Source organism: Donghicola sp. XS_ASV15 (genome assembly GCF_041224595.1).
Classification (GTDB): domain Bacteria; phylum Pseudomonadota; class Alphaproteobacteria; order Rhodobacterales; family Rhodobacteraceae; genus Donghicola.
In genome coordinates this window covers 21,567-43,806 of record NZ_JBGFGN010000150.1, presented here as the reverse complement: position 1 = coordinate 43,806, position 22,240 = coordinate 21,567, and the positions used below count along the sequence as shown (strand labels likewise).

At 60.0% G+C, this 22,240-nt stretch carries 17 protein-coding genes; 5 read left to right on the top strand and 12 right to left on the bottom strand.

The genetic code is table 11. The annotated features are described in order from the left end of the window. Nucleotide 1 precedes the first annotated feature (1 nt). Together AB9K37_RS12560 and AB9K37_RS12555 are read left to right on the top strand one after the other, a co-directional pair. Complete coding sequence (locus AB9K37_RS12560; RefSeq protein WP_369839220.1) at nucleotides 2–646, top strand: CoA transferase subunit A; 645 nt, start codon at nucleotides 2–4, stop codon at nucleotides 644–646. A 1-nt stretch (nucleotide 647) separates the two neighbouring features. After that, nucleotides 648–1,277: a 3-oxoacid CoA-transferase subunit B gene (locus tag AB9K37_RS12555; protein ID WP_072705711.1), complete on the top strand. Its 630-nt coding sequence runs from the start codon at nucleotides 648–650 to the stop codon at nucleotides 1,275–1,277. Between the two features lie 54 nt (nucleotides 1,278–1,331). Here AB9K37_RS12555 and AB9K37_RS12550 read toward each other — a convergent pair whose 3' ends face one another. Beyond that, on the bottom strand, nucleotides 1,332–2,228 hold the full coding sequence (locus AB9K37_RS12550; RefSeq protein ID WP_369839217.1) for a DeoR/GlpR family DNA-binding transcription regulator: 897 nt from the start codon (nucleotides 2,226–2,228) through the stop codon (nucleotides 1,332–1,334). 274 nt (nucleotides 2,229–2,502) lie between these two features. Between AB9K37_RS12550 and AB9K37_RS12545 the strand changes: the two genes are divergently transcribed. Then, entirely contained in the window at nucleotides 2,503–3,687 is a 1,185-nt protein-coding gene (locus AB9K37_RS12545; protein ID WP_369839215.1) for an efflux RND transporter periplasmic adaptor subunit, read from the top strand. 5 nt (nucleotides 3,688–3,692) lie between these two features. Next, on the top strand, nucleotides 3,693–6,791 hold the full coding sequence (locus tag AB9K37_RS12540; RefSeq protein WP_369839212.1) for an efflux RND transporter permease subunit: 3,099 nt from the start codon (nucleotides 3,693–3,695) through the stop codon (nucleotides 6,789–6,791). Nucleotides 6,792–6,846: 55 nt separating this feature from the next. On the opposite strand, the gene AB9K37_RS12535 is transcribed toward AB9K37_RS12540, so the two are convergent. The 4 genes from AB9K37_RS12535 to AB9K37_RS12520 form a co-directional block, all read right to left on the bottom strand. After that, nucleotides 6,847–7,635: an inositol monophosphatase gene (locus AB9K37_RS12535; RefSeq protein WP_369839209.1), complete on the bottom strand. Its 789-nt coding sequence runs from the start codon at nucleotides 7,633–7,635 to the stop codon at nucleotides 6,847–6,849. A gap of 179 nt (nucleotides 7,636–7,814) precedes the next feature. Beyond that, nucleotides 7,815–8,591: an ATP-binding cassette domain-containing protein gene (locus AB9K37_RS12530; RefSeq protein WP_072710006.1), complete on the bottom strand. Its 777-nt coding sequence runs from the start codon at nucleotides 8,589–8,591 to the stop codon at nucleotides 7,815–7,817. Next, the gene (locus AB9K37_RS12525; protein WP_369839206.1) at nucleotides 8,591–9,673 is read right to left on the bottom strand and encodes an ABC transporter permease; all 1,083 of its coding nucleotides are present in this window, start codon (nucleotides 9,671–9,673) and stop codon (nucleotides 8,591–8,593) included. The genes AB9K37_RS12530 and AB9K37_RS12525 overlap by 1 nt, the downstream gene beginning before the upstream one ends. A gap of 119 nt (nucleotides 9,674–9,792) precedes the next feature. After that, complete coding sequence (locus tag AB9K37_RS12520; protein WP_369839203.1) at nucleotides 9,793–10,824, bottom strand: sugar ABC transporter substrate-binding protein; 1,032 nt, start codon at nucleotides 10,822–10,824, stop codon at nucleotides 9,793–9,795. A 201-nt stretch (nucleotides 10,825–11,025) separates the two neighbouring features. Here AB9K37_RS12520 and AB9K37_RS12515 point away from each other — a divergent pair, with 201 nt between their 5' ends. Further along, the gene (locus tag AB9K37_RS12515; protein ID WP_369839200.1) at nucleotides 11,026–12,246 is read left to right on the top strand and encodes an ROK family protein; all 1,221 of its coding nucleotides are present in this window, start codon (nucleotides 11,026–11,028) and stop codon (nucleotides 12,244–12,246) included. Here AB9K37_RS12515 and cysG read toward each other — a convergent pair whose 3' ends face one another. The 7 genes from cysG to AB9K37_RS12480 are packed head-to-tail and all read right to left on the bottom strand — an operon-like array spanning nucleotide 12,247 to nucleotide 22,238. Continuing rightward, complete coding sequence (gene cysG / locus AB9K37_RS12510; RefSeq protein WP_369839197.1) at nucleotides 12,247–13,629, bottom strand: siroheme synthase CysG; 1,383 nt, start codon at nucleotides 13,627–13,629, stop codon at nucleotides 12,247–12,249. 25 nt (nucleotides 13,630–13,654) lie between these two features. Beyond that, the gene (locus tag AB9K37_RS12505) at nucleotides 13,655–14,644 is read right to left on the bottom strand and encodes a glycosyl transferase family protein (protein WP_369839195.1); all 990 of its coding nucleotides are present in this window, start codon (nucleotides 14,642–14,644) and stop codon (nucleotides 13,655–13,657) included. After that, on the bottom strand, nucleotides 14,641–17,319 hold the full coding sequence (locus tag AB9K37_RS12500) for a molybdopterin-dependent oxidoreductase (RefSeq protein WP_369839192.1): 2,679 nt from the start codon (nucleotides 17,317–17,319) through the stop codon (nucleotides 14,641–14,643). The genes AB9K37_RS12505 and AB9K37_RS12500 overlap by 4 nt, the downstream gene beginning before the upstream one ends. Beyond that, nucleotides 17,319–17,648 (bottom strand): nitrite reductase small subunit NirD, encoded by a 330-nt coding sequence (nirD, locus tag AB9K37_RS12495; RefSeq protein ID WP_369839189.1) that lies wholly within the window; start codon nucleotides 17,646–17,648, stop codon nucleotides 17,319–17,321. Before nirD ends, AB9K37_RS12500 begins: the two co-directional genes overlap by 1 nt. Continuing rightward, on the bottom strand, nucleotides 17,645–20,083 hold the full coding sequence (gene nirB / locus AB9K37_RS12490; RefSeq protein WP_369839186.1) for a nitrite reductase large subunit NirB: 2,439 nt from the start codon (nucleotides 20,081–20,083) through the stop codon (nucleotides 17,645–17,647). Before nirB ends, nirD begins: the two co-directional genes overlap by 4 nt. Next, complete coding sequence (locus AB9K37_RS12485; RefSeq protein ID WP_369839183.1) at nucleotides 20,083–20,556, bottom strand: globin domain-containing protein; 474 nt, start codon at nucleotides 20,554–20,556, stop codon at nucleotides 20,083–20,085. The genes nirB and AB9K37_RS12485 overlap by 1 nt, the downstream gene beginning before the upstream one ends. Nucleotides 20,557–20,558: 2 nt before the next feature. Beyond that, a complete protein-coding gene (locus AB9K37_RS12480) occupies nucleotides 20,559–22,238 on the bottom strand; it encodes an ABC transporter ATP-binding protein (protein WP_369839180.1) in 1,680 nt (559 codons plus the stop codon). Nucleotides 22,239–22,240: the final 2 nt, after the last annotated feature.

Genomic DNA, 22,240 nt, shown 5'->3' with positions numbered 1-22,240 from the left:
CATGCTGATCGCGGCAGGGGGCTTTGGCCTGTGCGGGATTCCCGAACTGCTGATTGATGCGATCGTGGAAAGCGGGGTCAAAGGTCTGACCGTTGCGTCGAACAACGCCGGTGTGGATGGCTTTGGCTTGGGCAAACTGCTGGACACCCGCCAGATCAAGAAGATGATGTCGTCCTACGTGGGCGAAAACGCGGAATTCATGCGCCAGTATCTGTCCGGTGAGCTGGAGTTGGAGTTCAACCCGCAGGGCACCTTGGCCGAGCGCATGCGCGCTGGCGGCGCGGGCATCCCCGGCTTCTATACCAAGACCGGCGTGGGCACCGTGATTGCCGAAGGCAAAGACGTAAAGGTCTTCAACGGCGAAGAATACATCATGGAAGAAGGCATTTTCGCCGACATTTCCATCGTCAAAGCGTGGAAAGCCGACGAGACTGGCAATGCTGTGTTCCGCAAGACCGCCCGCAACTTCAACCCGCCCGCAGCCATGTGCGGCAAGGTCTGCATCATGGAGGTCGAGGAAATCGTCCCCGCTGGCAGCCTTGACCCCGACCACATCCACCTGCCCGGCATCTATGTGCACCGCCTGATCCAAGGCGAACACGAGAAGCGGATCGAACAGCGCACCGTGCGTCAGAAGGAGGCCTGATATGCCCTGGGATCGCAATCAAATGGCCGCACGCGCGGCAAAAGAGTTGGAAGACGGCACCTATGTGAATCTCGGCATCGGCATCCCGACGCTGGTTCCGAACTTCATTCCCGAAGGCGTCAACGTGATGCTGCAGTCGGAAAACGGTATGCTCGGCATGGGCCCGTTCCCGTATGAGGGCGACGAAGACCCCGACCTGATCAACGCCGGCAAGCAGACCATCACCGAACTGCCCGAAACCAGCTATTTCGACAGCTCCACCAGCTTTGGCATGATCCGCGGCGGCAAGATCGCAGCAGCGATTCTGGGGGCCATGGAAGTGGCTGAAAACGGTGATCTGGCGAACTGGATGATCCCCGGCAAGCTGGTCAAAGGCATGGGCGGCGCGATGGATCTGGTGGCTGGCGTGGGCCGCGTGGTCGTGGTCATGGACCACACCAACAAGCATGGCGAGTCGAAGCTGCTGAAATCCTGCACCCTGCCCCTAACCGGCAAGGGCGTTGTGGACCGCGTTATCACCAACCTCGGTGTTCTGGACGTGGTCGAAGGCGGCCTGAAGATCGTGGAATGTGCAGAGGGCGTAACCGAAGACGAACTGCGCGCCGCCACGGAAGCGACGATTGTAGATTAACGAGTTACCGCACAGGTTTCCGTGCACTCAAGGGGGCCGACGGGCCCCCTCTTTTTATTCTTCCTCGTCAGAGGATTCCAACGTCCGGACGGTCTTGGGTTTGGTCTTGCCCACCTCTGCGATGGCGACGTTGATGCCCTTGTCCTGCATGCGGCGCAGGTCCTCGGGGGCGATGTTGTCGTCTACGATCACTGCATCAAATTCGGTCAGCGACGCAAAGCTGTGCAGCGCGCGATGGTTGAACTTTGTGTGGTCCGCCAAGAGGATGCGCTTGTCCGCGCATTCCAGCATCGCACGCTTGGTTTCGACCATCTCGGGCGACTGGTGGTAGACCACGTCATTCGCAATCGCAGACATTGATACGAACACCGTATCCGCACGGACCTGCGCGATCTGGCTGCGGGTCATCCGGCCCATAAAGGCGTTGCACCAGTTGTAAAACTGCCCGCCCAAAGCGATCAGGGCAATATCGCGAACCTCTTTTAACTCGTTGATCATCAGCAGCGAATTGGTCAGTACGGTCAGCGGCGCCTTGCTCTCTAGCAATTCAACCATCTGCCAGACGGTGGTGGAATCGTCGAGGAAGACGGCCTGACCGGGTTCGATGAACTCCATCGCCTTGGCCGCGATTGCACGTTTCTCGGCGACCTGACGGGAGGAGCGGTAGATATCGCTGGATTCGATCAGGTTGGTCGGCGCAGCGGAGACGATCCCGCGGGTTTTGCGCAGCAGCCCAAGGCTCACCAGTTCGTCCAGATCGCGGTGGACGGTCATCAGGCTGATGCCAAACCGGTCAGTCAGATCCTCGATCCGCATGGTGCCCTCGGCCATCACGGCCTCTGTGATCATCTTGCGTCGTGCCAATTGCCGCGCCTGACGGCTGTCGGCGGGGGTCTTTTCGGCCATCAGCCGATCGAAGGCGGACTCGGTGCTTGGCGGGATTTTTGTCATGGTCGTGCTTCTCTTGATCTTCTCCCATTAGAGCGAAAGTGCTGCTAAGGCAAAGACTGTGGTCCGGTTCTCTGCTGAAATGCGGATAAAACCCTGCGCAGATGTGGAATTGGGCCTGAAAACTTCGCTTCGCGTGCGTGTTTGCGCTGACATTCCCGTGATTTTTGCTACTGCAGCATCGGAGAGCGACAGAAAAAGACATACCTAAACGTTTATTACATGAACGCGATTTCCGTCGCCATTTCACTTCTATAACCCGAGATCGAGTCCCCTTATGACCCCACTCCCCTCCCTTTTTCGAGCTCGTGACCTAGCGTTCGGTGCTGCAGTGCTTTTGACCTGCGCGACCTCTGCTCTGGCACAGCAAGCGCCCGGCGGGGCCCCTTCGGCCACGCAAGTTGGTGTAATCGAAATGACCTCGGCCATGGTGCCTTATCAGGTTACGTTGCCCGGACGCGCTGTTGCTTTTGAACAAACCGACATTCGCCCTCGGGTCGAAGGTGTGATCGAAGAGATCGTCTACACCCCCGGTCAGCCGCTGGAAGTTGGCGACCTGATGTACCGGATCGAAGCGGCCTCCTATGACGCTGAACTCGCCGCAGCCGAAGCGTCCTTGGCCGGCGCCAAGGCCAGCGTTCAATCGGCACAGGCCACTGTGGATCGCTACCGCAAACTCGACGGGGTGGGAGTGACCCGCGAGAGTGTGGAAAGCGCCGAGGTGGCCCTGATGCAAGCCGAAGCGGACGAACGTGCTGCCGAAGCATCCCTGCAAACCGCGCAGCTAAACGTGGACCGCACAGAAATCCGCGCACCCATTCAGGGCATCCCAGAGGTTTCGGAATTCTCGATCGGGGCGCTCGTCACGGCGAACCAATCCGACGCCCTGACGACCCTGACCCGCATGGACCCGATCTATGTGGACCTGACCGAATCCAGTGCGCGTCTGCTGCAGACCCGTGAACGCATTGCCGAAGGCCAACTGATGATGGGAGAGCGTCTGGATGTGTCTTTGACTTTGGAGAACGGTCAATCCTACGACAGCAAAGGTGCGCTGGTCAGCCCCGGCACGCTGGTGTCTTCGACCACTGGCGGCGTCGAGTTCCGGATGCAGTTTGACAACCCCGACCAGCTGATTATGCCCGGTATGTTCCTGCGGGCGCAGGTGACAGTGGGCGAGACCGAGGCTGTTCTGGTCCCCCAAGGCGCCACAGACCGGAGTGCGACCGGCGATCTGACCGCCTTTGTCGCTGCGGATGGCAAGGCCAAGCAAGTGACTCTCATCTCCGAAGGCACCTACCAGAACGCGTGGGTCGTCACCGACGGGATTGACGAGGGTGACATGCTGATCGTCGACGGCCTGCGCAATCTGCGCGCTGGTGCAGATATTGAAACTGTTGCTGTGACCATCGACGAAAATGGTGTTGTCTCTGATGCGGCCACCCCCGCCGAAGCGGAGTAAGCGCATTGGTCGATTTCTTTATTCACCGTCCTGTTTTTGCGTGGGTTCTGGCGATTGTGACAATGCTCGCAGGGGCATTTTCTCTAACCCAGTTGCCCGTCTCCCAGTATCCTGACATCGCGCCGACCACCGTCCGGGTCTCCGCCACTTATACCGGCGCAACTGCCGAAGCTGTTCAGAACTCTGTCACCTCTACCATTGAAGATTCGATGACCGGCCTTGATGGCTTGCTCTACATGGTCTCGGATTCCAGCGAAGGCTCTAGCAGCATCACACTGACCTTTGACGAAAGTGTCGAAGGGATCGATGCCCAGAACGAAGTACAGACCAAGGTCCGTCAGGTTGAATCCCAATTACCCGAGCGCGTACAGCAAGCGGGTGTCACTGTGCGCCGGTCGACCAGTTCGATCCTGATGGTGGGGGCGCTCGTTTCTGTCGATGGCAGCTACAACCCTGTACAGCTTGGCGATATTCTGGACCAAACCATCGAAGGTCCGGTCCAGCGAACCGAGGGCGTCGGCGGCATCAATACCTTTGGCTCTGGCTATGCCATGCGCATCTGGCTCGACCCGCTGAAGTTGGTGCAGTACCAGTTGACCCCGGCAGATATCACCAGCGCGGTTGAGGCGCAGAATACCACGGTGTCTGTTGGCAACCTGGGCAGCCAGCCCACGGTCCAAGGCCAGCAGTTTACAGCGACCATCACCGCGCAAAGCCAGCTGACCAGTGTCGAAGAGTTCGAAAGCATCTTGCTGAAGAGTGAACAGGACGGCAGCGCCGTTTACCTTGGCGACGTAGCGGAAATCGAAGTCGGTCAGGAAAGCTATGGGGGCGACAGCCGCTTCAGCGGTCTGAATGCGGCCGGTTTCGGTGTGAACCTTGCGACAGGTGCGAACGCGGTGGACACCGCCGAAGCCGTGCGCGAGGTGCTGACCAGCCTCGAACCCGCTCTGCCCGAGGGCGTTGAAATCCGATACGCCTACGACACCTCGCCCTTTGTCGAGCTGTCGATTGAAAAGGTCTACCACACCCTGATCGAAGCGGTCGTTCTGGTGTTCCTCGTGATCCTTGTCTTCCTGCAAAACTGGCGCGCGACGATCATCCCGATCATTGCGGTGCCTGTGGTCCTGCTGGGGACCTTCGCGATGCTCGCGGCGCTGGGGTATTCGATCAACACACTGACCATGTTCGCGATGGTTCTGGCCATTGGCCTGTTGGTGGATGACGCTATCGTGGTGGTGGAGAACGTCGAACGCGTGATGGACGAAGACAATCTGGAACCGATGCCCGCCACCGAGCGTAGCATGGGCCAGATTACCGGCGCGCTGATCGGTATTGCCTTGGTGCTGTCGGCTGTGTTCCTGCCGATGGCGTTCTTTGGTGGGTCGACCGGTGTAATCTACCGACAGTTCTCGGTCACGATCATCACCGCGATGGTTCTCTCTGCGATCGTGGCGCTGGTCCTGACGCCCGCGCTCTGTGCCAGCATCCTGAAGCGCAGCCACGGAGAGGGGATTGCCCCCGCTCGTTGGTTTAACCGCAACTTCGATCGCTTTAACCGTGGCTATGAACGGACCGTGGGCCGCATCCTGCGCAAACCTATCATCATGCTGCTGGTTCTGGTCGGGATCGGTGTTGGCGCATGGCAGATCTATGAGCGCCTGTCCTCGTCCTTCTTGCCGACCGAAGATCAGGGTATGCTGATGACCATGGTGCAGTTGACCGAAGGTTCGACCACCCAGCAAACCCTGTCTGTCGTCGAAGAAATCGAGGATTACCTGCTGAACGAAGAAACCGAGACGGTGGACAGCGTGTTCGCGGCGCTTGGTTTCGGATTTGGTGGCTCGGGTCAGAACAATGCGATGCTGTTCATTAAGCTGCACGACTTTGACGACCGGACCGCGGCGGAGGCCGCAGCGGGTGCCTTGGCCACTCGTGCCAACATGCGCTTTGGGGCGCACCGTGCGGGCCAGATCTTCTTTATGCAGCCGCCGGCCATCCCTGGGATGGGCAATACCAACGGTTTCTCGATGTACCTTGTGGACAATGGGGGCAACGGATACGACTCCCTGATCGAAGCCGCGAACGAACTGGTGGAAAAGGCCGGTGAGGACTCGCGTCTGACCAACGTGCGTGTGTCTGGCGTGGATGCCGAAAGCGCCCTTCGGATCAACATCGACCAGCAGAAGATCGACGCTTTTGGTGTGTCGCTGTCTGACGTGAACTCGATGCTGTCGGTAGTGTTCAGCGGGTCCGAAGTGAACGATTTTGTGTTGCAAGGTAACCTGCGTCCCGTGATCGTACAGGCCGCGCCCGAACACCGGATGCAGCCCGAGGACATCGAAAGCTGGTATGTCCGCAACGACTCGAACGAGATGGTGCCATTTTCGAGCTTCGTGACCACGGAATGGGTCTCGGTTCAGCCAAAGCTGTCCCGCCACTCGGGTGCGGATGCGATCGAGATTTCGGGCAGTAATAGCGATGGCGCCTCGTCCGGTGCGGCCATGGACGCGATGGAAGAACTGGCGACCACGATTGACGGCGGATACGGCGTCGAGTGGACAGGTATCAGCTATCAGGAACGCCAATCTGGCGACCAAGCGCCCTATCTCTATGCGCTTGCGGTTCTTGTTGTGTTCCTGTGTCTCGCCGCGCTCTACGAAAGCTGGACGGTTCCGTTTTCGGTGATGCTGGCGGTGCCGGTGGGTGTCCTCGGCGCTCTTGCGGCTGCCTATCTGTTCGGCCAGTCAAACGATGTGTACTTCAAGGTGGGCATTCTGACGACCATCGGCTTGGCGGCCAAGAACGCCATTCTGATCGTCGAATTTGCCAAAGATCTGGAAGCGCAGGGCAAAGAGCTGATCGAAGCCACGATGGAGGCCGCACGCCTGCGTCTGCGCCCGATTCTCATGACCTCGCTCGCGTTCATGCTGGGGGTTGTGCCCCTTGCGACTGCGAGCGGTGCGGGCGCTGCGGCCCAGAACGCCATCGGCATCGGTGTGCTGGGGGGTATGGCCACGGCGACGTTTATCGGCGTCTTCATGGTGCCTGCCTTCTACGTGATCGTGCGCCAGGCTACGGGGCGCAAGAAAAAGACTGCGTGATCTCAATGAGGTTCTGAAATAGGAAACGCCGCCCTGTGATGGGGTGGCGTTTTCGTTATTCGGCAGCCTGCGTTTGGGCTGGGTCCACGATCCGACCGACCTCGGGGATGCGGCCGTTGTGGGCCAGCACTCGTGTCGGTTCTTTCACGAAGGTGTCAAAGGGGCCATGCTCCACCACACCGCCAGCTGCCTTGATCATCGCCAGACCAGCAGCCGCGTCCCAAATGTTCAGGGCACGCTCGTAGTAGGCGTCAAACCAGCCCGAAAGCACACCGAGGAAACCGATAGTCGCCGCGCCGTGGCGGCGGTGGTCCATCCCGGCCGCGCGGATGCGGGCGATCCGGTCGGTGTACTCCTGCATGGGCTGTCGGTCGGAATAGCCGATAGAGATAAGCTTTGTCTGGCTGGGATGACCTTGGCCGAATGTCACGGGCTTGCCATTCACAAAGGCTCCACGTCCGGCTTGACCGCTGGCCATCAGGTTTTTGTCGGGGGCGAAAATGACCCCCAGCTCGAATTCTGTCCCGTTGAAGTAGCCGATGGAAATACCCCAATCGTCCATGCCGCGGCTGAAGTTGATGGTGCCGTCAATGGGGTCCACGATCCAGCAGCCGTTCACGCGGCCTTGCAGGCCGTCTTCTTCGCCAAGAACGCCATCCTCGGGATAAGTTTCCGCGATGCGCTGGCGGATCAGAGCCTCGACCGCGTAATCGGCGTCGGTGGCGTAGTCTTCGGGGGCTTTGATCGTGTAGTCCAGCCCTCCGGCCTGATCGCGCATGGACTGGGCCAAAGCGCCAGCCTTGCGGGCGAGAGAGACGGCAAAGCCGAGACGGTCAGCGGTCATGAATGCTCTCCGATATCTGAGGGGGCGTCATCGAAATTTTCTATCGGGGTAACGCGGTCCCATTGATGCTGCAAGCGCGGCACAGACGCAGGGCACAAAAAAGCGCGGGCTGGTTCAGAACCAACCCGCGCATTAAGCAAAGGACAAAAAGGGGGAGGCGTGCCCTTTGCTGGGAGAGGTTAGGCCGCTTCGGCGGGCGGCTCGGCTGCGCCCGTCATAAACGCCACCGCGTCGGACATGGTGTAGTCCTTGGGGTTGATCGTGCAGAGACGACGGCCCAAGCGGTGCACGTGGATGCGGTCTGCGACCTCGAACACGTGCGGCATGTTGTGGCTGATCAGGACAATCGGGATACCGCGCGACCGGACGTCCTGGATCAGTTCCAGAACCTTGCGGCTTTCCTTGACCCCTAGCGCAGCGGTCGGTTCGTCAAGGATGATCACCTTGGAGCCGAACGCAGCCGCGCGGGCCACGGCAACACCTTGGCGCTGACCACCGGACAGGGTTTCGACCGCTTGGTTGATGTTCTGGATGGTCATCAGACCCAGCTCGTTCAGCTTCTCGCGGGCAAAGGCTTCCATCGCCTTGTGATCCAGCATCCGCAGAACATTCCCAGCGAAGCCGGGTTTGCGCAGTTCACGGCCCACGAACATGTTGTCGGTGATCGATAGGGCAGGGGACAGCGCCAGCGTCTGGTACACGGTCTCGATGCCAGATTCCCGCGCTTCGAGCGGCGATTGGAACTGGATCTTTTTGCCTTCGAGAGTGATCTCGCCTTCGTCGGGGATTACGGCGCCCGAGATGGCTTTGATCAAGCTCGACTTGCCCGCACCGTTGTCGCCAATCACAGCGAGGATCTCGCCGGGGTACAGATCGAAATCGGCTTGGTTCAGGGCGGTGACTTTGCCGTAGCGCTTTACCAGACCACGGGCTTTGAGAATGGGTTCTTGGGTCATCATGCCGACACCTTCCGGATCCATTGGTCAATCGAAACAGCGAGAATGATCAGCCAACCCACTGCAAACACTTGCCAGAGCACGTCCACACCGGCCAGCTTCAGGCCCGACTGGAACACGCCCACGATCAGCGCGCCAAACAGAGCGCCAAGGATCGAACCGCGACCACCGAACAGAGAGATGCCCCCAATCACAACCGCGGTAATGGACTGCAGGTTGCCCTCGTAGAACGCTTGGGGGCTAATCGAGCCGATGCGGCCCACGCTGCTCCAGGCGGCGATGGCGCAGACGACGCCTGCCAGCATGTAGACTTGGGTCAGAGTGCGGTCGGTGCGGATGCCAGCCAGTTCAGCGGCCTCTTTGTCATCGCCGATGGCGTAGACGTGGCGGCCCCAGGCTGTTTTGTTCAGTAGGAACCAAAGAGCAAAGAAGACGACGATCATCAGGATGGACCCAAAGGTGATCCGCGCCGAGCCGATGTTGAACGCCTCGCCAAAGAACTTCAGCGCGCCCGCGTTTGCATCGATGTCCTGACTGCGGATCGATTGCGCGCCCGACAGCCACAGGTTCAAGGCGTAAAAGATGTTCCAAGTGCCCAAGGTCACGATGAACGGGGGCAGCTTTAGGCGGGTGACCATCAGGCCGTTCAGGAAACCGGCCGCGCCGCCACCAGCAAAGCCGATGATCAGAGCAAAGAAGGTCGGCACGCCGAACGACACGGCCAGATTGCCCATCACAACACTCATCAGCACCATGATCGCGGCCACCGACAGGTCGATGCCTGCGGTCAGAATGATCAGCGACTGCGCTGCTGCCAACAGGCCGATGATAGACACCTGCTGCATGATTAGTGTCAGGTTGAAGGCCGAAAAGAAGCGGTCACCGGCGATAAAGCCAAAGACAATGACAGACATCACCAGAACAATCACGGGGACCAGAGTCGGGTTGCCGTGCAGCGCTTTCTGGATGTGGTCCATCACGCCTTTGCTGGTGTGCTCGAACGCGGCGACGGTTTTGTCGCTCTTGTCGAGGGATGATTCAAAATCCTGACCTCGCGGCCGGGATTGGCTCTCGTCGCTCATGCGGCTCCTCCTTCGCTGCCAGTCTGTACAGCTTTGGTTGGATGGTGTGTTGGGAGAGAAATTTACAAACAAATCGGGGGGCGGAATATCCGCCCCCCGGAATGGCGGTTACCCGTTAATTAGCCCCAGCACTTGCCCAGACCCTCTTCCGAGGACAGGCTTTCGATGCCGTCTACAGGCTCGTCGGTGATCAGCTCGACGCCGGTGTTGTAGAAGTCCAGACCTTCGGTGTTCTGGGGCTTCTCTCCGGTTTCAGCGAACTGCTTGATCGCTTCGATGCCTTTGGACGCCATCAGCAGCGGGAACTGCATCGAGGTTGCGCCGATGACGCCGTCTGCGATGTTCTGGACACCGGGGCAGCCGCCGTCGACTGATACGATCAGAACGTCGTTCTCGCGGCCCATGGACTTCAGCGCTTCATAGGCACCAGCTGCTGCGGGTTCGTTAATGGTATAGACAACGTTCACCTCGGGATCCTTCTGCAGAAGGTTCTCCATCGCGGTACGGCCGCCTTCTTCGTTACCGTTGGTTACGTCGTTGCCAACGATACGCGGATCGTCTTCGTCACCGATGTCGGTGGGGTTTTTGATGTCGACACCAAAGCCCTGCAGGAAGCCTTGGTTACGCAGGTAGTCAACCGAGATTTCCGAGGGGTTCAGGTCGAGCATTGCGATCTTCGCGTTCGCTGCGTCGTCACCCATCTTGGCCTTGGCCCACTGACCGATCATCTCGCCAGCTTTGAAGTTATCGGTGGCAAAGGTCGCATCCGCGGTGTCTGCGGGCTCGAACGGGGTGTCCAGTGCGATAACCAGCAAACCGTTCTCACGCGCTTGGGTCACAACAGGTGCCAGAGCGCGGCTGTCGGTAGGGGTGATCAGGATGCCCTTGGCACCCGATGCGATGCAGGTTTCAACAGCAGAGACCTGGCTTTCGACGTCGCCATCAATCTTGCCGGCAAATGTTTGCAGGTTGATGCCGTTGGCTTCTGCACCAGCAACCGCGCCTTCCTTCATTTTCACGAAGAACGGGTTGGTGTCAGTTTTGGTGATCAGGCATGCGCCAACTTCGTGGCCCGCTGCCATTGCGGGGGCTGCTGCCATGGAAACGGCGATGGCTGCACCAGTCAAAAGTGCTGTCTTGATGGTCTTCATAGGTCTTCCTCCCAAGTAAATCTCGACCGTCCTCTCGGTCGACGGATCGGCATTTCGGCCTCTCTTGGCGCAAAGAAAACTGATTCACATTCATTCGTCAATAAATAAATCAAGTTGATTTAGTATTGACAGATCGCTTCGCATTTACAAGCTTGTTACCGATGAGCAGGCGGCGTACGAGAGGCGTCTGAGGGGGATAGAATGAACGGTCCGACAATCGACGCCACTAGCAATAAGACGGTATCGCGGGTGCGCGGCTCCAACCAAACAGGTGTACGTGCCCACAACGAGCGTTTGGTTCTGACCCTCATTCGCCAGCAAGGTCCTCTGGCCAAAGCAGAAATCGCCAGACTGACTGGGCTATCTGCTCAAACGGTTTCCGTCATCATGCGGTCCCTCGAAGCAGACGGTTTACTTGCCAAAGGAGAGCCGATCCGAGGCCGTGTCGGCCAGCCATCCGTTCCGATTGAGCTTCGTCCGACTGGCGCATTCTTTCTGGGGCTCAAGGTGGGGCGCCGGAGTCTCGAATTGGTATTAACCGATTTTCTGGGAGTCATTCGCAATCGCGTTCAACTCACTCATCGGTTCCCGAGCCCCGATGGCGTTGTGATGTTTGCCCGTCATGGGGTCTCCCAGCTTTTGGCGGAGTTGTCCGAAGAAGAACGTGGCCGAGTTGCGGGGATGGGCATCGCGGTTCCTTTTCGCCTGTGGGATTGGGCAAAGACGCTCGGCCTTGATGACGAGGAAATGGACGACTGGCGGACCCGCGATATTCGTGCAGAAATAGAAGAGCGCTGCGACTTCCCTGTGTTCTTGCAGAATGATGCGTCGGCGGCATGTAGCGCAGAAGTCGTTTTTGGGGAGACCGAAGGACGCCCCCATGACTTTCTCTATTTCTTTATCGGATTCTTCATTGGCGGTGGTCTCGTGCTGGATAACACGGTTTACACGGGCAAGACCGGCAATGCCGGAGCGGTCGGCTCGGTTCCGATCGGTTTCAATGGCAACAAGCTGACGCAACTCGTTGACGTTGCATCTTTGTCCTGCGTTGAAGATGCCATGATCAAGAACGGACTGTCCGCCGACGCGATCTGGTCCTCTCCGAAAAACTGGGATGCCCCGACCGAGATCATTGACCACTGGATCGAAGAGGCAAGCCAAGGTCTGGCCTATGCGATTGCTTCGGCGGCGTCTTTGATCGATTTCGGCTGTGTGATGATCGACGGTTGGATGCCGGAAACCGTACGAAGTGCTTTGGTTCAGCGTACGAAAAGCAAAGCTGCCCTGCTCAATACCGCAGGCATCGAACTGCCAGATATTCGTATAGGCACAATCGGCAGCGATGCCCGGGCGCTTGGGGCAGCTAGCCTGCCGCTTTCAGAGAAGTTCCTTGTGGATCGCAACGCGTTGATGAAGGGCTGATCAACCCTTGGCGCATCTGAACGCAGGCGCGGTGAGTTTCGGGCGGCGAACCATGATGATCGCTGGGTTTTCGACGCCATCCTCGGCCACAGTGCGGGCCAGATCTCCCAAGGTGGTTTTCCAGATTTTCTCGTCAGAATGGCTGGCACGGGTCACAATCTCGACCGTGCAATCGACTGGGGCCCCGTTCCGTACCAAAGTTTCTGCGATCTCGTCTGCGCGGGCGACTGCCATGTAGAGTGCGAGGGTCGCGCCTTCGTTCAGCATGCGCCCCCAATCAGGGTTCGGCGCGCCGGGACGGCAGGTGCCGGTGGAGAAGACGACATGGTCCGTTTGTCCACGTTCGGTCAGAGCGCGGTTGATTGATGCCGCCGCTGCACTGGCCGAGGTCACGCCGGGCACGATCTCGACCTCGATACCTGCGGTTTCAGCTGCAGCCATTTCTTCGGTACTGCGTCCAAAGAGCGAAGGATCGCCGGATTTCAGACGAACCACTTTCTTACCCTGCTTGGCGCTGGCGACGATGACTTGGTTGATCTTGTCCTGCGGCCAGCTGTGCGCGCCAACCTCTTTGCCGACAAAAACGCGTTCGGAATCGCGGCGGGCCAGTTCCAGAACTTCGGGGTCGACCAAACGGTCATAGTAAATGATGTCGGCTTCTTGCAGACGAGCCACGGCGCGCATCGTCAGCAGATCTCGCGCTCCCGGACCAGCACCAACGAGCGCGATGCTCCCCACGGTTGGTTCAGGAATACCGCCAGCCTCGATCTCGGCCTTCAGCATTTGGGCCGCTTCACGCTCGGCGCCTGAGCGGTGCTTGTCCCACGCCGCGCCGCTAAAGGTCCGGCGCCAGAATTCGCGCCGCGCCTCTTTGGGGACGCGGAAGGCAACGGCATCGCGCAGACGCCCCGCCAGCGCGGCAAAGCCGCCAAGGCGCGGGTCGAGCATGGTTTCGATTTGGGTCTTGATCTGACGCCCTAGAACCGGAGCCGTGCCTTCGGTCCCGATGGCGACGACGACCGGATCACGGTCCACCAGTGATGGCGTGGTCGCGTCGCACAGATGTGGTTGGTCCACCACATTCACCACAACGCCCGCCTCTTTGGCGATGGCGTGGATGCTGGCGTCGATGCCCGGACAGCCCGAGCCGATAAAGACCAGAGCAGCGCCGCGGAACAGATCCGGCGTGATGGGGCCATCGTAGTGGCTGGCACGGCCGTCGGCCACCAGCGCGGCCAGTTCCGGCTCTAGCTCTGGCGCGGCGAGAACAATCTCGGCCTCGGTTTTCAGGATCAGACGGGACTTCTGAGCGGCCTGCTCGTCCCCGCCCACAATCACTACGCGGCGCTCCGCCATCGTCAGGAACATGGGAAAGGATTTCATGGCGTCACTCCAGTGATCGTAAAAGTCAGGCCGCTACGGTTGCCGCGCGTTTTGCCCACAGGTCTTGTGCCAGTGCAAGACCTTCGCCGTCGGCAGCGGCACCGACTGTTTCCAATGCAACAGCGGCAGTGCCCAACACGATCGCTTCGGCGTAGGGATCGGCATGGGTGCCTTCCCAGAATTTGGTCAGGTATACGGCCTCGTGCGGGGTGTCGGTTTCGGACAGCCGCTTATGGACGTCCAGAATCGGTTTCGCAGTGCTGTTCCACAGCTGACCGTCACGTAACCCGTGCAGAGCGATCGGTTTTGCCGGGTTGCGTTCGAACTCGCCGCCGCCGCCCTTGAGGACGGACAGTTGCGGTTGCCCTAGCAGGGCGGATGCTTCGGCCTGAAGCGTCAGGTAGGGCGGGTGGAAGACGCCCTGAACTTGCGCGTCAGCCGTCGCAGGGTTCATCACTCGGCAGGTGGTGTTGATGCAGGATCGCAGGCCCAGAACATCGCGCAGTTTCAGCAGCGCCAGCGCACGGGGCGCGAAGTTTTCCAGCGGCAGATAGGCGATGTGACCTTCGGCCAGCAGCCGGTTCGCGTCCGCGTAATCGGCAGCCATCGGGATGCCGACAAACGGCAGCGCCGAGCGGACGTCCGCACCCTCGGCCTGATAGCTGTTCCAGCCGTGCAGCAGCACCGAATGGCCCGCCATCGCGACGATCCGCGCAGATAGCAGGAACCATGGCAACCCGCGGCTGCGGCCCGCAGCATAGGTCGGCCAGTCTAGCGCAGGATGGGCCCCCTGCCATTCCGGCAGCGTGGCGCGAAACGCACGAACGAACCCCTCGATCTCCTGAGGCTCTTCTCCCCTGTACCGCATCAGCATCAGCAATCCGCCGACCGCCTCGGGGGCGCATTCGCCGCGCAGGATGATGCCCATGGCCTCCTGCGCTTCTTCGGCGGTCAGATTGCGACTGCGTCCCGGGCCACGGCCCAGAATGCGGACGAAAGGAGCAAGTTGGTTCATTCAGCAGCCTCCGGAAAGGGACGTTTGGCCAACAATTGTGCCAGCTCTGGCCGACAAGAGCCACAGCTTGTTCCCGCTCCGAGTGCCTCACCGATTTGAGTGACCGACGTCAAGCCCTGCTCGGTGATTGCGTTGAGGATCGTGTTGATGCCCACGTTCAAGCAGGCGCAGACCGTGGCCCCCGGATCGGGTTGGTCGGCACCGGGCCGACCTGCCAACAACTCTGGACCAGCTTTACCCAATTCGGAAATCACATGGGTGCGAGATAGCGCGACAGGGTCAGGCGCGACGAACAGAACAGCTTGCACGCGGCCCTCTTCCATTAATGCGACGCGGGCGATGCCCTTGGTCGGATCGTCGAACACAACGGCCTCGGCATTCTTCATGCCAAAGAGGTCGCGGGCGTAATCCTCCCAATCGTCCTTGATCTGTAGGCCCGCGAGTTCCGCGCGGTAGCCAGAGTTACTGCGGCCCAAGGCCCAGTAGCTGGCATTTGGCGTGAACTCGTTCGAGCTGGCCGCGAAGCCGTACCACGTGGCGTCGAAACGCTCGGCGGCGGTGACGCTGGCTTTGCTCTCGGGTTGGCCGGAAACGGGGTCAACATGGGCCGTGACCAAGCGGTCGATGCGGCCCGTGGGGGCGTTCTGGCCGGTCCAGTGAATGGGGGCAAAGATCGATCCGGGCTGTGCGCGGTCGGTGATCAGAACGCGCAGGATCGCCTCGCCATTGGGGTTGGACAGCTGGATCAGGTCCGCATCCGAAACGCCAAGACGTTGTGCGTCCATGGGGTGCAACTCGGCAAAGGGTTCGGCGATATGCTGGGTCAAGCGCGCCGATTTCCCTGTGCGGGTCATCGTATGCCACTGGTCGCGCACCCGTCCGGTGTTCAGGCGGAAGGGCAATTCGGCGGTCGGCTGCGACTGCGGCGTGCGGTGGGTCAGCGGCAGCATCCGGCCCTTGCCCGACGGGGTAAAGAACTTGCCGTCACCGAACATCCGTCCCGTCGGGCCGTTCGAGGTCACGGGCCAGCGCTGGGGCTTCATCTCGTTGTATTCGGCGTCGCTGATGTCGCGCAGGCCAGAGATGTCAAAGTCGCGGCCCATATCTGCGGCCAGCCCTGACAGCGCTGCGTATTCACGGAAAATCTCGGCGCCTGATTCGTAGTCGAACGCCTCTATGTAGCCCATGCGGCGGCCCACGTCGGCGATGATCGCCCAATCGTGACGCGCCAGACCGGGCGCAGGCAGAACAGCGCGCTGGCGGCTGATGGTGCGGTCAGAGTTCGTGACCGTGCCGTCCTTTTCCCCCCAGCCAGTGGCGGGCAGGACCAGATCGGCCAGCTTTGCGGTGTCGGTCTGATCTGTCAGGTCGCTGACGACGACGAAGTCACAGTCGCGGATGGCATTCGCCACAGCGTCAGCTTCAGGCAGGGAAACGGCGGGGTTGGTGCACATGACCCACAGCGCCTTGATCTTGCCGTCGGACATGGCGCGGAACATGTCCACAGCCTTGAGGCCCGCTTTCTCCGGCATGGTTGGCGCATTCCAGAAGGTCTGCACCACATGGCGATGCTCGGCGTTTTCGATGTCCAAGTGGCAGGCCAGCATATTGGCCAGACCGCCAACCTCGCGCCCGCCCATGGCGTTGGGCTGACCGGTGACGCTGAACGGACCCATGCCCTCGCGGCCAATGCGGCCGGTGGCAAGGTGGCAGTTCAGGATCGCGTTCACCTTGTCACTGCCCGATGAGGACTGGTTCACGCCTTGGCTGAAAACGGTAACGACCTTTTCGGTGCCGATCCACATGTCGGCAAAGGCCTTGAGGTCCGCGGCGGACAGGCCCGTGATCGCGGGGTTGTTCGCCATCGCGGACTGGAGCGCATCGTCGAAGCCCTCGACATGGCTGTCCACAAAGTCCTGATCCACGGCGCCGCGCTCTGCGATCTCAGCAAGCAAGTAGTTGAACAGGGCCACGTCGGTACCCGGCTGTAACGCCAAATGCAGATCGCTGAGGTCAGAGGTCGCCGTGCGGCGCGGATCGACGGTGATCACGCGCATATTCGGGTTTTCGGCCTTGGCCGCAGCAACACGCTGGTACAGCACAGGGTGGCACCACGCGAGGTTCGAGCCGACCAGAACCAACAGGTCGCACTGCTCCAGATCCTCGTACACGCCTGGAACGGTGTCGGTGCCGAAGGCGCGCTTGTGGCCCGCGACGGTAGAGGCCATGCACAGGCGCGAATTGGTGTCGATGTTGGCCGAGCCAATGAAACCTTTCATCAGCTTGTTGGCCACATAGTAGTCTTCGGTCAGCAGCTGACCCGAGACGTAGAAGGCCACAGAGTCAGGGCCATACCGATCAATTATATCTTTGAACTTTTGGGCAACCAGATCGAGAGCGTCATTCCACGGAACGTCTTTGCCGTGCAATTTGGGCGCCAGCAGACGGCCATCCAGATCAACCGTTTCCCCAAGGGCAGAACCCTTGGAACACAGGCGGCCAAGGTTCGCGGGGTGATTGGGGTCCCCCTTGATGCTCAGGCCGCCAGCGGTGTCGGGTGTGGCCAGAACGCCGCAGCCAACGCCGCAATAGGGGCAGGTGGTGCAGACCGTCGCGCCAGCCGCCATCGGGCCGGAACGGCGGGGAACGGAGTGGGGAAGATCTGCACCATCCATTATGCTGCTACCTTTTTGATTTCACTCAGGTCCATCAGGACGCGGCCATTTTCGACACGGGCGGGATAGGTGGCGATCTGACCTTCGTCAGCGCCCTGAGCCTCGCCGGTTTCCAGACTGAACACCCAGTTGTGCAGGGGGCAGGTCACTGATTTTCCATGCACGATGCCCTCGGACAGGGGGCCGCCCTTGTGGGGGCAGCGGTCCGAGGTCGCAAAGACCTCGTCATCCGCAGTGCGAAAGACTGCGATGCAGCCCGCGCGGGTTTTCACGATCCGTGCGCCGCGCACGGGGATGTCTTCGAGAGCGGCGATATCGGTCCAGCTCATTCTGCAGCCTCCAAGGTGAAATCTGCGACAGGGGCGAAACGCTCGGCCTTTTGCGGCTCTGCGAGATCCGCCCACGGATCCTTGCGGTAGATGGATTGGGACAGCTCGAAACGGTCTGCCAGCGCTTTGCGGTTGGCTAGATCGTCCACAACCTGTTCCTTGACCCAATCGAGGCCGACTTTGGCGACCCATTTATAGGCGCGGTCCAGATATTTCGCGTTCTCGCGGTAGATCTGGACAAAGGCGCAGGTCAGCTCCAGCGCTTCTTCTTCGGTCGGGACTTTGGCAAGGAGTTCGGTTTCCTTCACGTCCATGCCTGCTGCGCCAGCAACGCTGACCTCGTAGCCCGAGTCGACGCAGATGATGCCAACGTCCTTGCAGGTCGCCTCGGCACAGTTGCGGGGGCAGCCAGAGACACCCAGTTTAACCTTGTGCGGAGTCCATGACCCCCACAGAGCCTTTTCCAGCTTGATCCCCAGACCGGTCGAATCCTGTGTGCCAAAGCGGCAGTGGTCGGTGCCTACACACGTTTTTACTGTCCGCAGACCTTTGGAGTATGCATGGCCAGAGACCATGCCCGCCTGATTGAGATCGTACCAGATGCCGGGCAGGTCTTCTTTCTTGATCCCAAGCAGGTCGATGCGCTGGCCGCCGGTAACCTTGACGGTCTTGGCGTTGTACTTCTCGGCGGCGTCGGCGATGGCGCGCAGCTCGTCGGGGGTGGTGATCCCGCCCCACATGCGCGGCACGACCGAATATGTGCCGTCTTTCTGGATGTTCGCGTGGTTGCGCTCGTTCACAAAGCGAGACTGTGGGTCGTCCTGATACTCCACCGGCCAGTCGGCCAGCAGGTAATAGTTGATTGCCGGACGGCAGACGTGGCAGCCGTTCACGGTTTTCCAGCCCAGTTCCTGCCAGACGGCTTGTTGGGATTGCAGTTCCTGCGATTTGATCAGGCGGCGGACGTCCTCGTGGGACAAGTCGGTACAGCCACAAACCGACTGCGCCGCGGGCATGACGAAATCGTCGCCCAATGTGACCGCCAGAACCTGTTCGACCAATCCTGTGCAGGTCCCGCAGGACGCGCTGGCCTTGGTCGTGGCGCGGATGCCCGCCAAGTCTTGGGCCCCCGCATTGATTGCGTCAACGATCTGACCTTTACAAATGCCGTTGCAGCCGCAGATTTCTGCGTCAGCCGGTAAGGCTGCAACGGCCGCCATAGGGTCCACAGAGGCGCCCCCTTGGTAGGCCGGACCAAAGATCAACGTCTCTCGCATCTCCGAGATATCGGTGCCGTCTTTCATCATGCCGTAGAACCAGTTGCCGTCGGCAGTGTCACCATACATCACGGCGCCGATGATCTTGTTGTCCTTGATCACAACGCGCTTGTAGACGCCGCGGGCAGGGTCACGGAACACGATGTCCTCGCGGTCGTCCCCTTCGGCAAAGTCGCCTGCGCTGAACAGATCGCAACCGGTGACCTTCAGCTTGGTCGAGGTTTCGCGGGGCTGGAAGGCAGCCTCTTCGCCCATCAGGGTTTTGGCGACGACCTTGGCTTGGTCATAAAGCGGAGCAACCAGACCAAAGACAGCGCCGTTATGCTCGACACATTCGCCAAGCGCCAGAACATCGGGGTCAGAGGTGATCATCTGGTCATCGACATGGATGCCACGACCGACCGCCAGACCGCATTCCGCGCCAAGCTTGGTGTTAGGGCGAATGCCAACCGCCATGACCAGCAGGTCACAGGGCAGTTCGGTGCCATCGTCCAGAAGCAGGGCGCGGACTTTGCCGTCTTCACCCAGGATCTCTTTGGAGTTCGCCTGACATTTGACGGTGATGCCCTTGTCCATGAGGGCGCGGCGCAGCAAGTAGCCCGCAGGCTCGTCCAACTGGCGTTCCATGAGGTGGCCCATGATGTGCACCACGGTCACGTCGATGCCGCGCGCGGCCATGCCTGCTGCAGCCTCGAGGCCCAACAGGCCGCCACCAATCACGACGACCTTGGATCCTGCGGGCATGTTCATCATGCGCTCGGTGTCTTCGAGATCGCGGTAGGCAATGACGCCTTCCAGATCGTGACCGGGCATTGGGATGATGAAGGGGTTAGAGCCAGTTGCGAACACCAACTTGTCGTAGCTGACTTCGGAGCCGTCGTCCGCACGCACGATTTTGGCAGCGCGGTCGATCTCGGTCACGCGGGTGCCAAAATGGGTGTCCACGCCGTGCTGTTGGTACCATGCCTCATCGTGCGTGACGATTTCTTGGTAGGTCTTTTCGCCCGACAAAACGGGGCTCAGCATCAGGCGGTTGTAGTTCCCGCGGGGCTCGGCGTTGAACAGGGTTACATCCCAGTCCGCGCCTGCCTCGAAGAGGTGCTCGAGTGCACGGCCAGAGGCCATACCAGCACCGATCACAACGAGTTTTTGTGTCATCACCAAAACTTCCAAAAGGGTTTCTGTCCAGCGGGGCGCTTGGATTTGAAGCCCCGTCCACTTGTGTCGTAAGCGGCCATCTTCATCACCGTGGCCATGGTGCTGTAGGTTTCATCCCAGGCCATCTCGGCCTCTTGGTGGAACTCTTCTTCCAGAGCGCGTGCGATCGTTCGCATCAGAGAGGCACCGACCTTGTCGTAATCGTCGGGCTGTACGCCGTAGTCCACGTGCCGTTTTGCCAGCTCTTCCACCATAGGGATGGTCGTTTCGAGGTCGTTGAGCCCCTTCACCATCAAGGACAAAGTCTCCATCAGCTTCTTGCTCTGCGCTTCGATGTCGACCCCTTCGAAATAGGGGCGGACTTCGGGTGCCGTAGCAAACAGATCATCGTAGAAGTGCCGCGCGAATTCCTCTGACTGAGGCTCGATCTTGGCAAAGGTTTCTTCAACGAGACTGATGGCAAAGGGGGTCATTTTTACTCCGCAGCGATCGCCTTTGGCGCTTTGGGTTTTGGTTTGGCGCCGTGCTCGTACTCCTCGAGGAAGTCGAGAACTTCCTGACGGTAGGTGTAGTAGTCAGGGTGTTCGAGCAGAGCCTTGCGAGTGCGCGGACGGGGCAGATCCACATCGACGATTTTGCCGATCGTGGCCTGCGGGCCGTTGGTCATCATGACCACGCGGTCAGCGAGAAGGATTGCTTCGTCGACATCGTGGGTCACACAAATCGCGGTCACCTTGGTGCGCGACCAGACTTCCATCAGCACTTCTTGCAGTTCCCAGCGGGTCAGCGAGTCGAGCATCCCGAAGGGTTCATCCAACAGCAGCAGCTTGGGCGACAATGCGAACGCACGGGCGATACCGACGCGCTGCTTCATGCCGTTCGACATGGAGCTGGCTTCTTTGTCCATCGCATCGGCCAGACCCACACGCTCGAGGTAGTACTCGACCACGTCCTGACGTTCTGCCTGAGACGCGCGGGGATAGACCTTGTCCACGCCGATCGCCACGTTTTCCTTGGCGGTCAGCCAGGGGAACAGGTTGGGCGACTGGAACACAACCGCACGCTCGGGGTCGGCGCCTTCGACGTGGCGACCGTCCAGTTTAATCGCACCCTTGGAGATGTCGTTCAGACCAGCCGCCATGGTCAGAACCGTGGATTTACCACATCCCGAGTGGCCGATCAGACTGATGAACTCGCCGCGGTTTACCTTGAGGTCGAAGTCCTCGACCACGGTAAGCGGACCCTTTGGGGTGGGGTAGATTTTATGCAGCTGGCTGAAGTCGAGAAAACGCTCTTCGATCAGGCCCTCTTGCGCGTCCTTGACCACAGTCGGAACGCCGTGGATCGGTGTGACGTCGGGCAGTTGGCGGGTGCCTTCGACTTTGGCCTCGATGCCGACATCCATCAGGTAGTTGGTCACCTGCATACGGAGTTGCTTGAAGGTTTCGTCGTGGTTCATCGCCATCCGGTCACGGGGACGAGGGATGGAAACCCGCACTTCGTCGCCCAAGGTGCCATCGGGGTTCAGCGGGATGATGCGGTCGGCCAAAAGGATGGCTTCGTCCACGTCGTTGGTGATCAGAACACAGGTCTTCTTGTCCTCGTTCCAGATCGCCTCAATCTCGTCCCCCAGATTGGCGCGGGTCAGGGCGTCCAGAGCGGACAGAGGCTCGTCCAACAGCAGAACATCGGGGTTCATCGCCAGAGCGCGGGCGACGTTCACACGCTGCCGCATACCGCCGGACAGTTCGGCGGGGCGGCGGGTGGTTGCGTGGCTCAGGCCAACCATCTTGATGTAATGGGCAACCTTCTCTTCCTTTTCAGCCTTGGGCATCTTGGGGAAGACGGTGTCCATCGCCAGCATGACGTTGCCATGCACAGTCAGCCAAGGCATCAGCGAATAGTTCTGAAAGATCACGCCGCGCTCGGGGCCGGGGCCGGTAATTTCCTTGCCTTTGTAGGTGATACCGCCGGTGGTGGGCTTTTCGATACCCGCCATCAGGTTGATCAAGGTGGTCTTGCCGGTGCCCGAGAAGCCGAGGAGAACGAGGAACTCGCCCTCTTCGACATTCAGGTTGATGCTCTTCAGAACGTGGGTGGCGTGTTCGCCCGTGCCGAAGCTTTTGGAGACATTCTTGAATTCGATGACAGCCATAT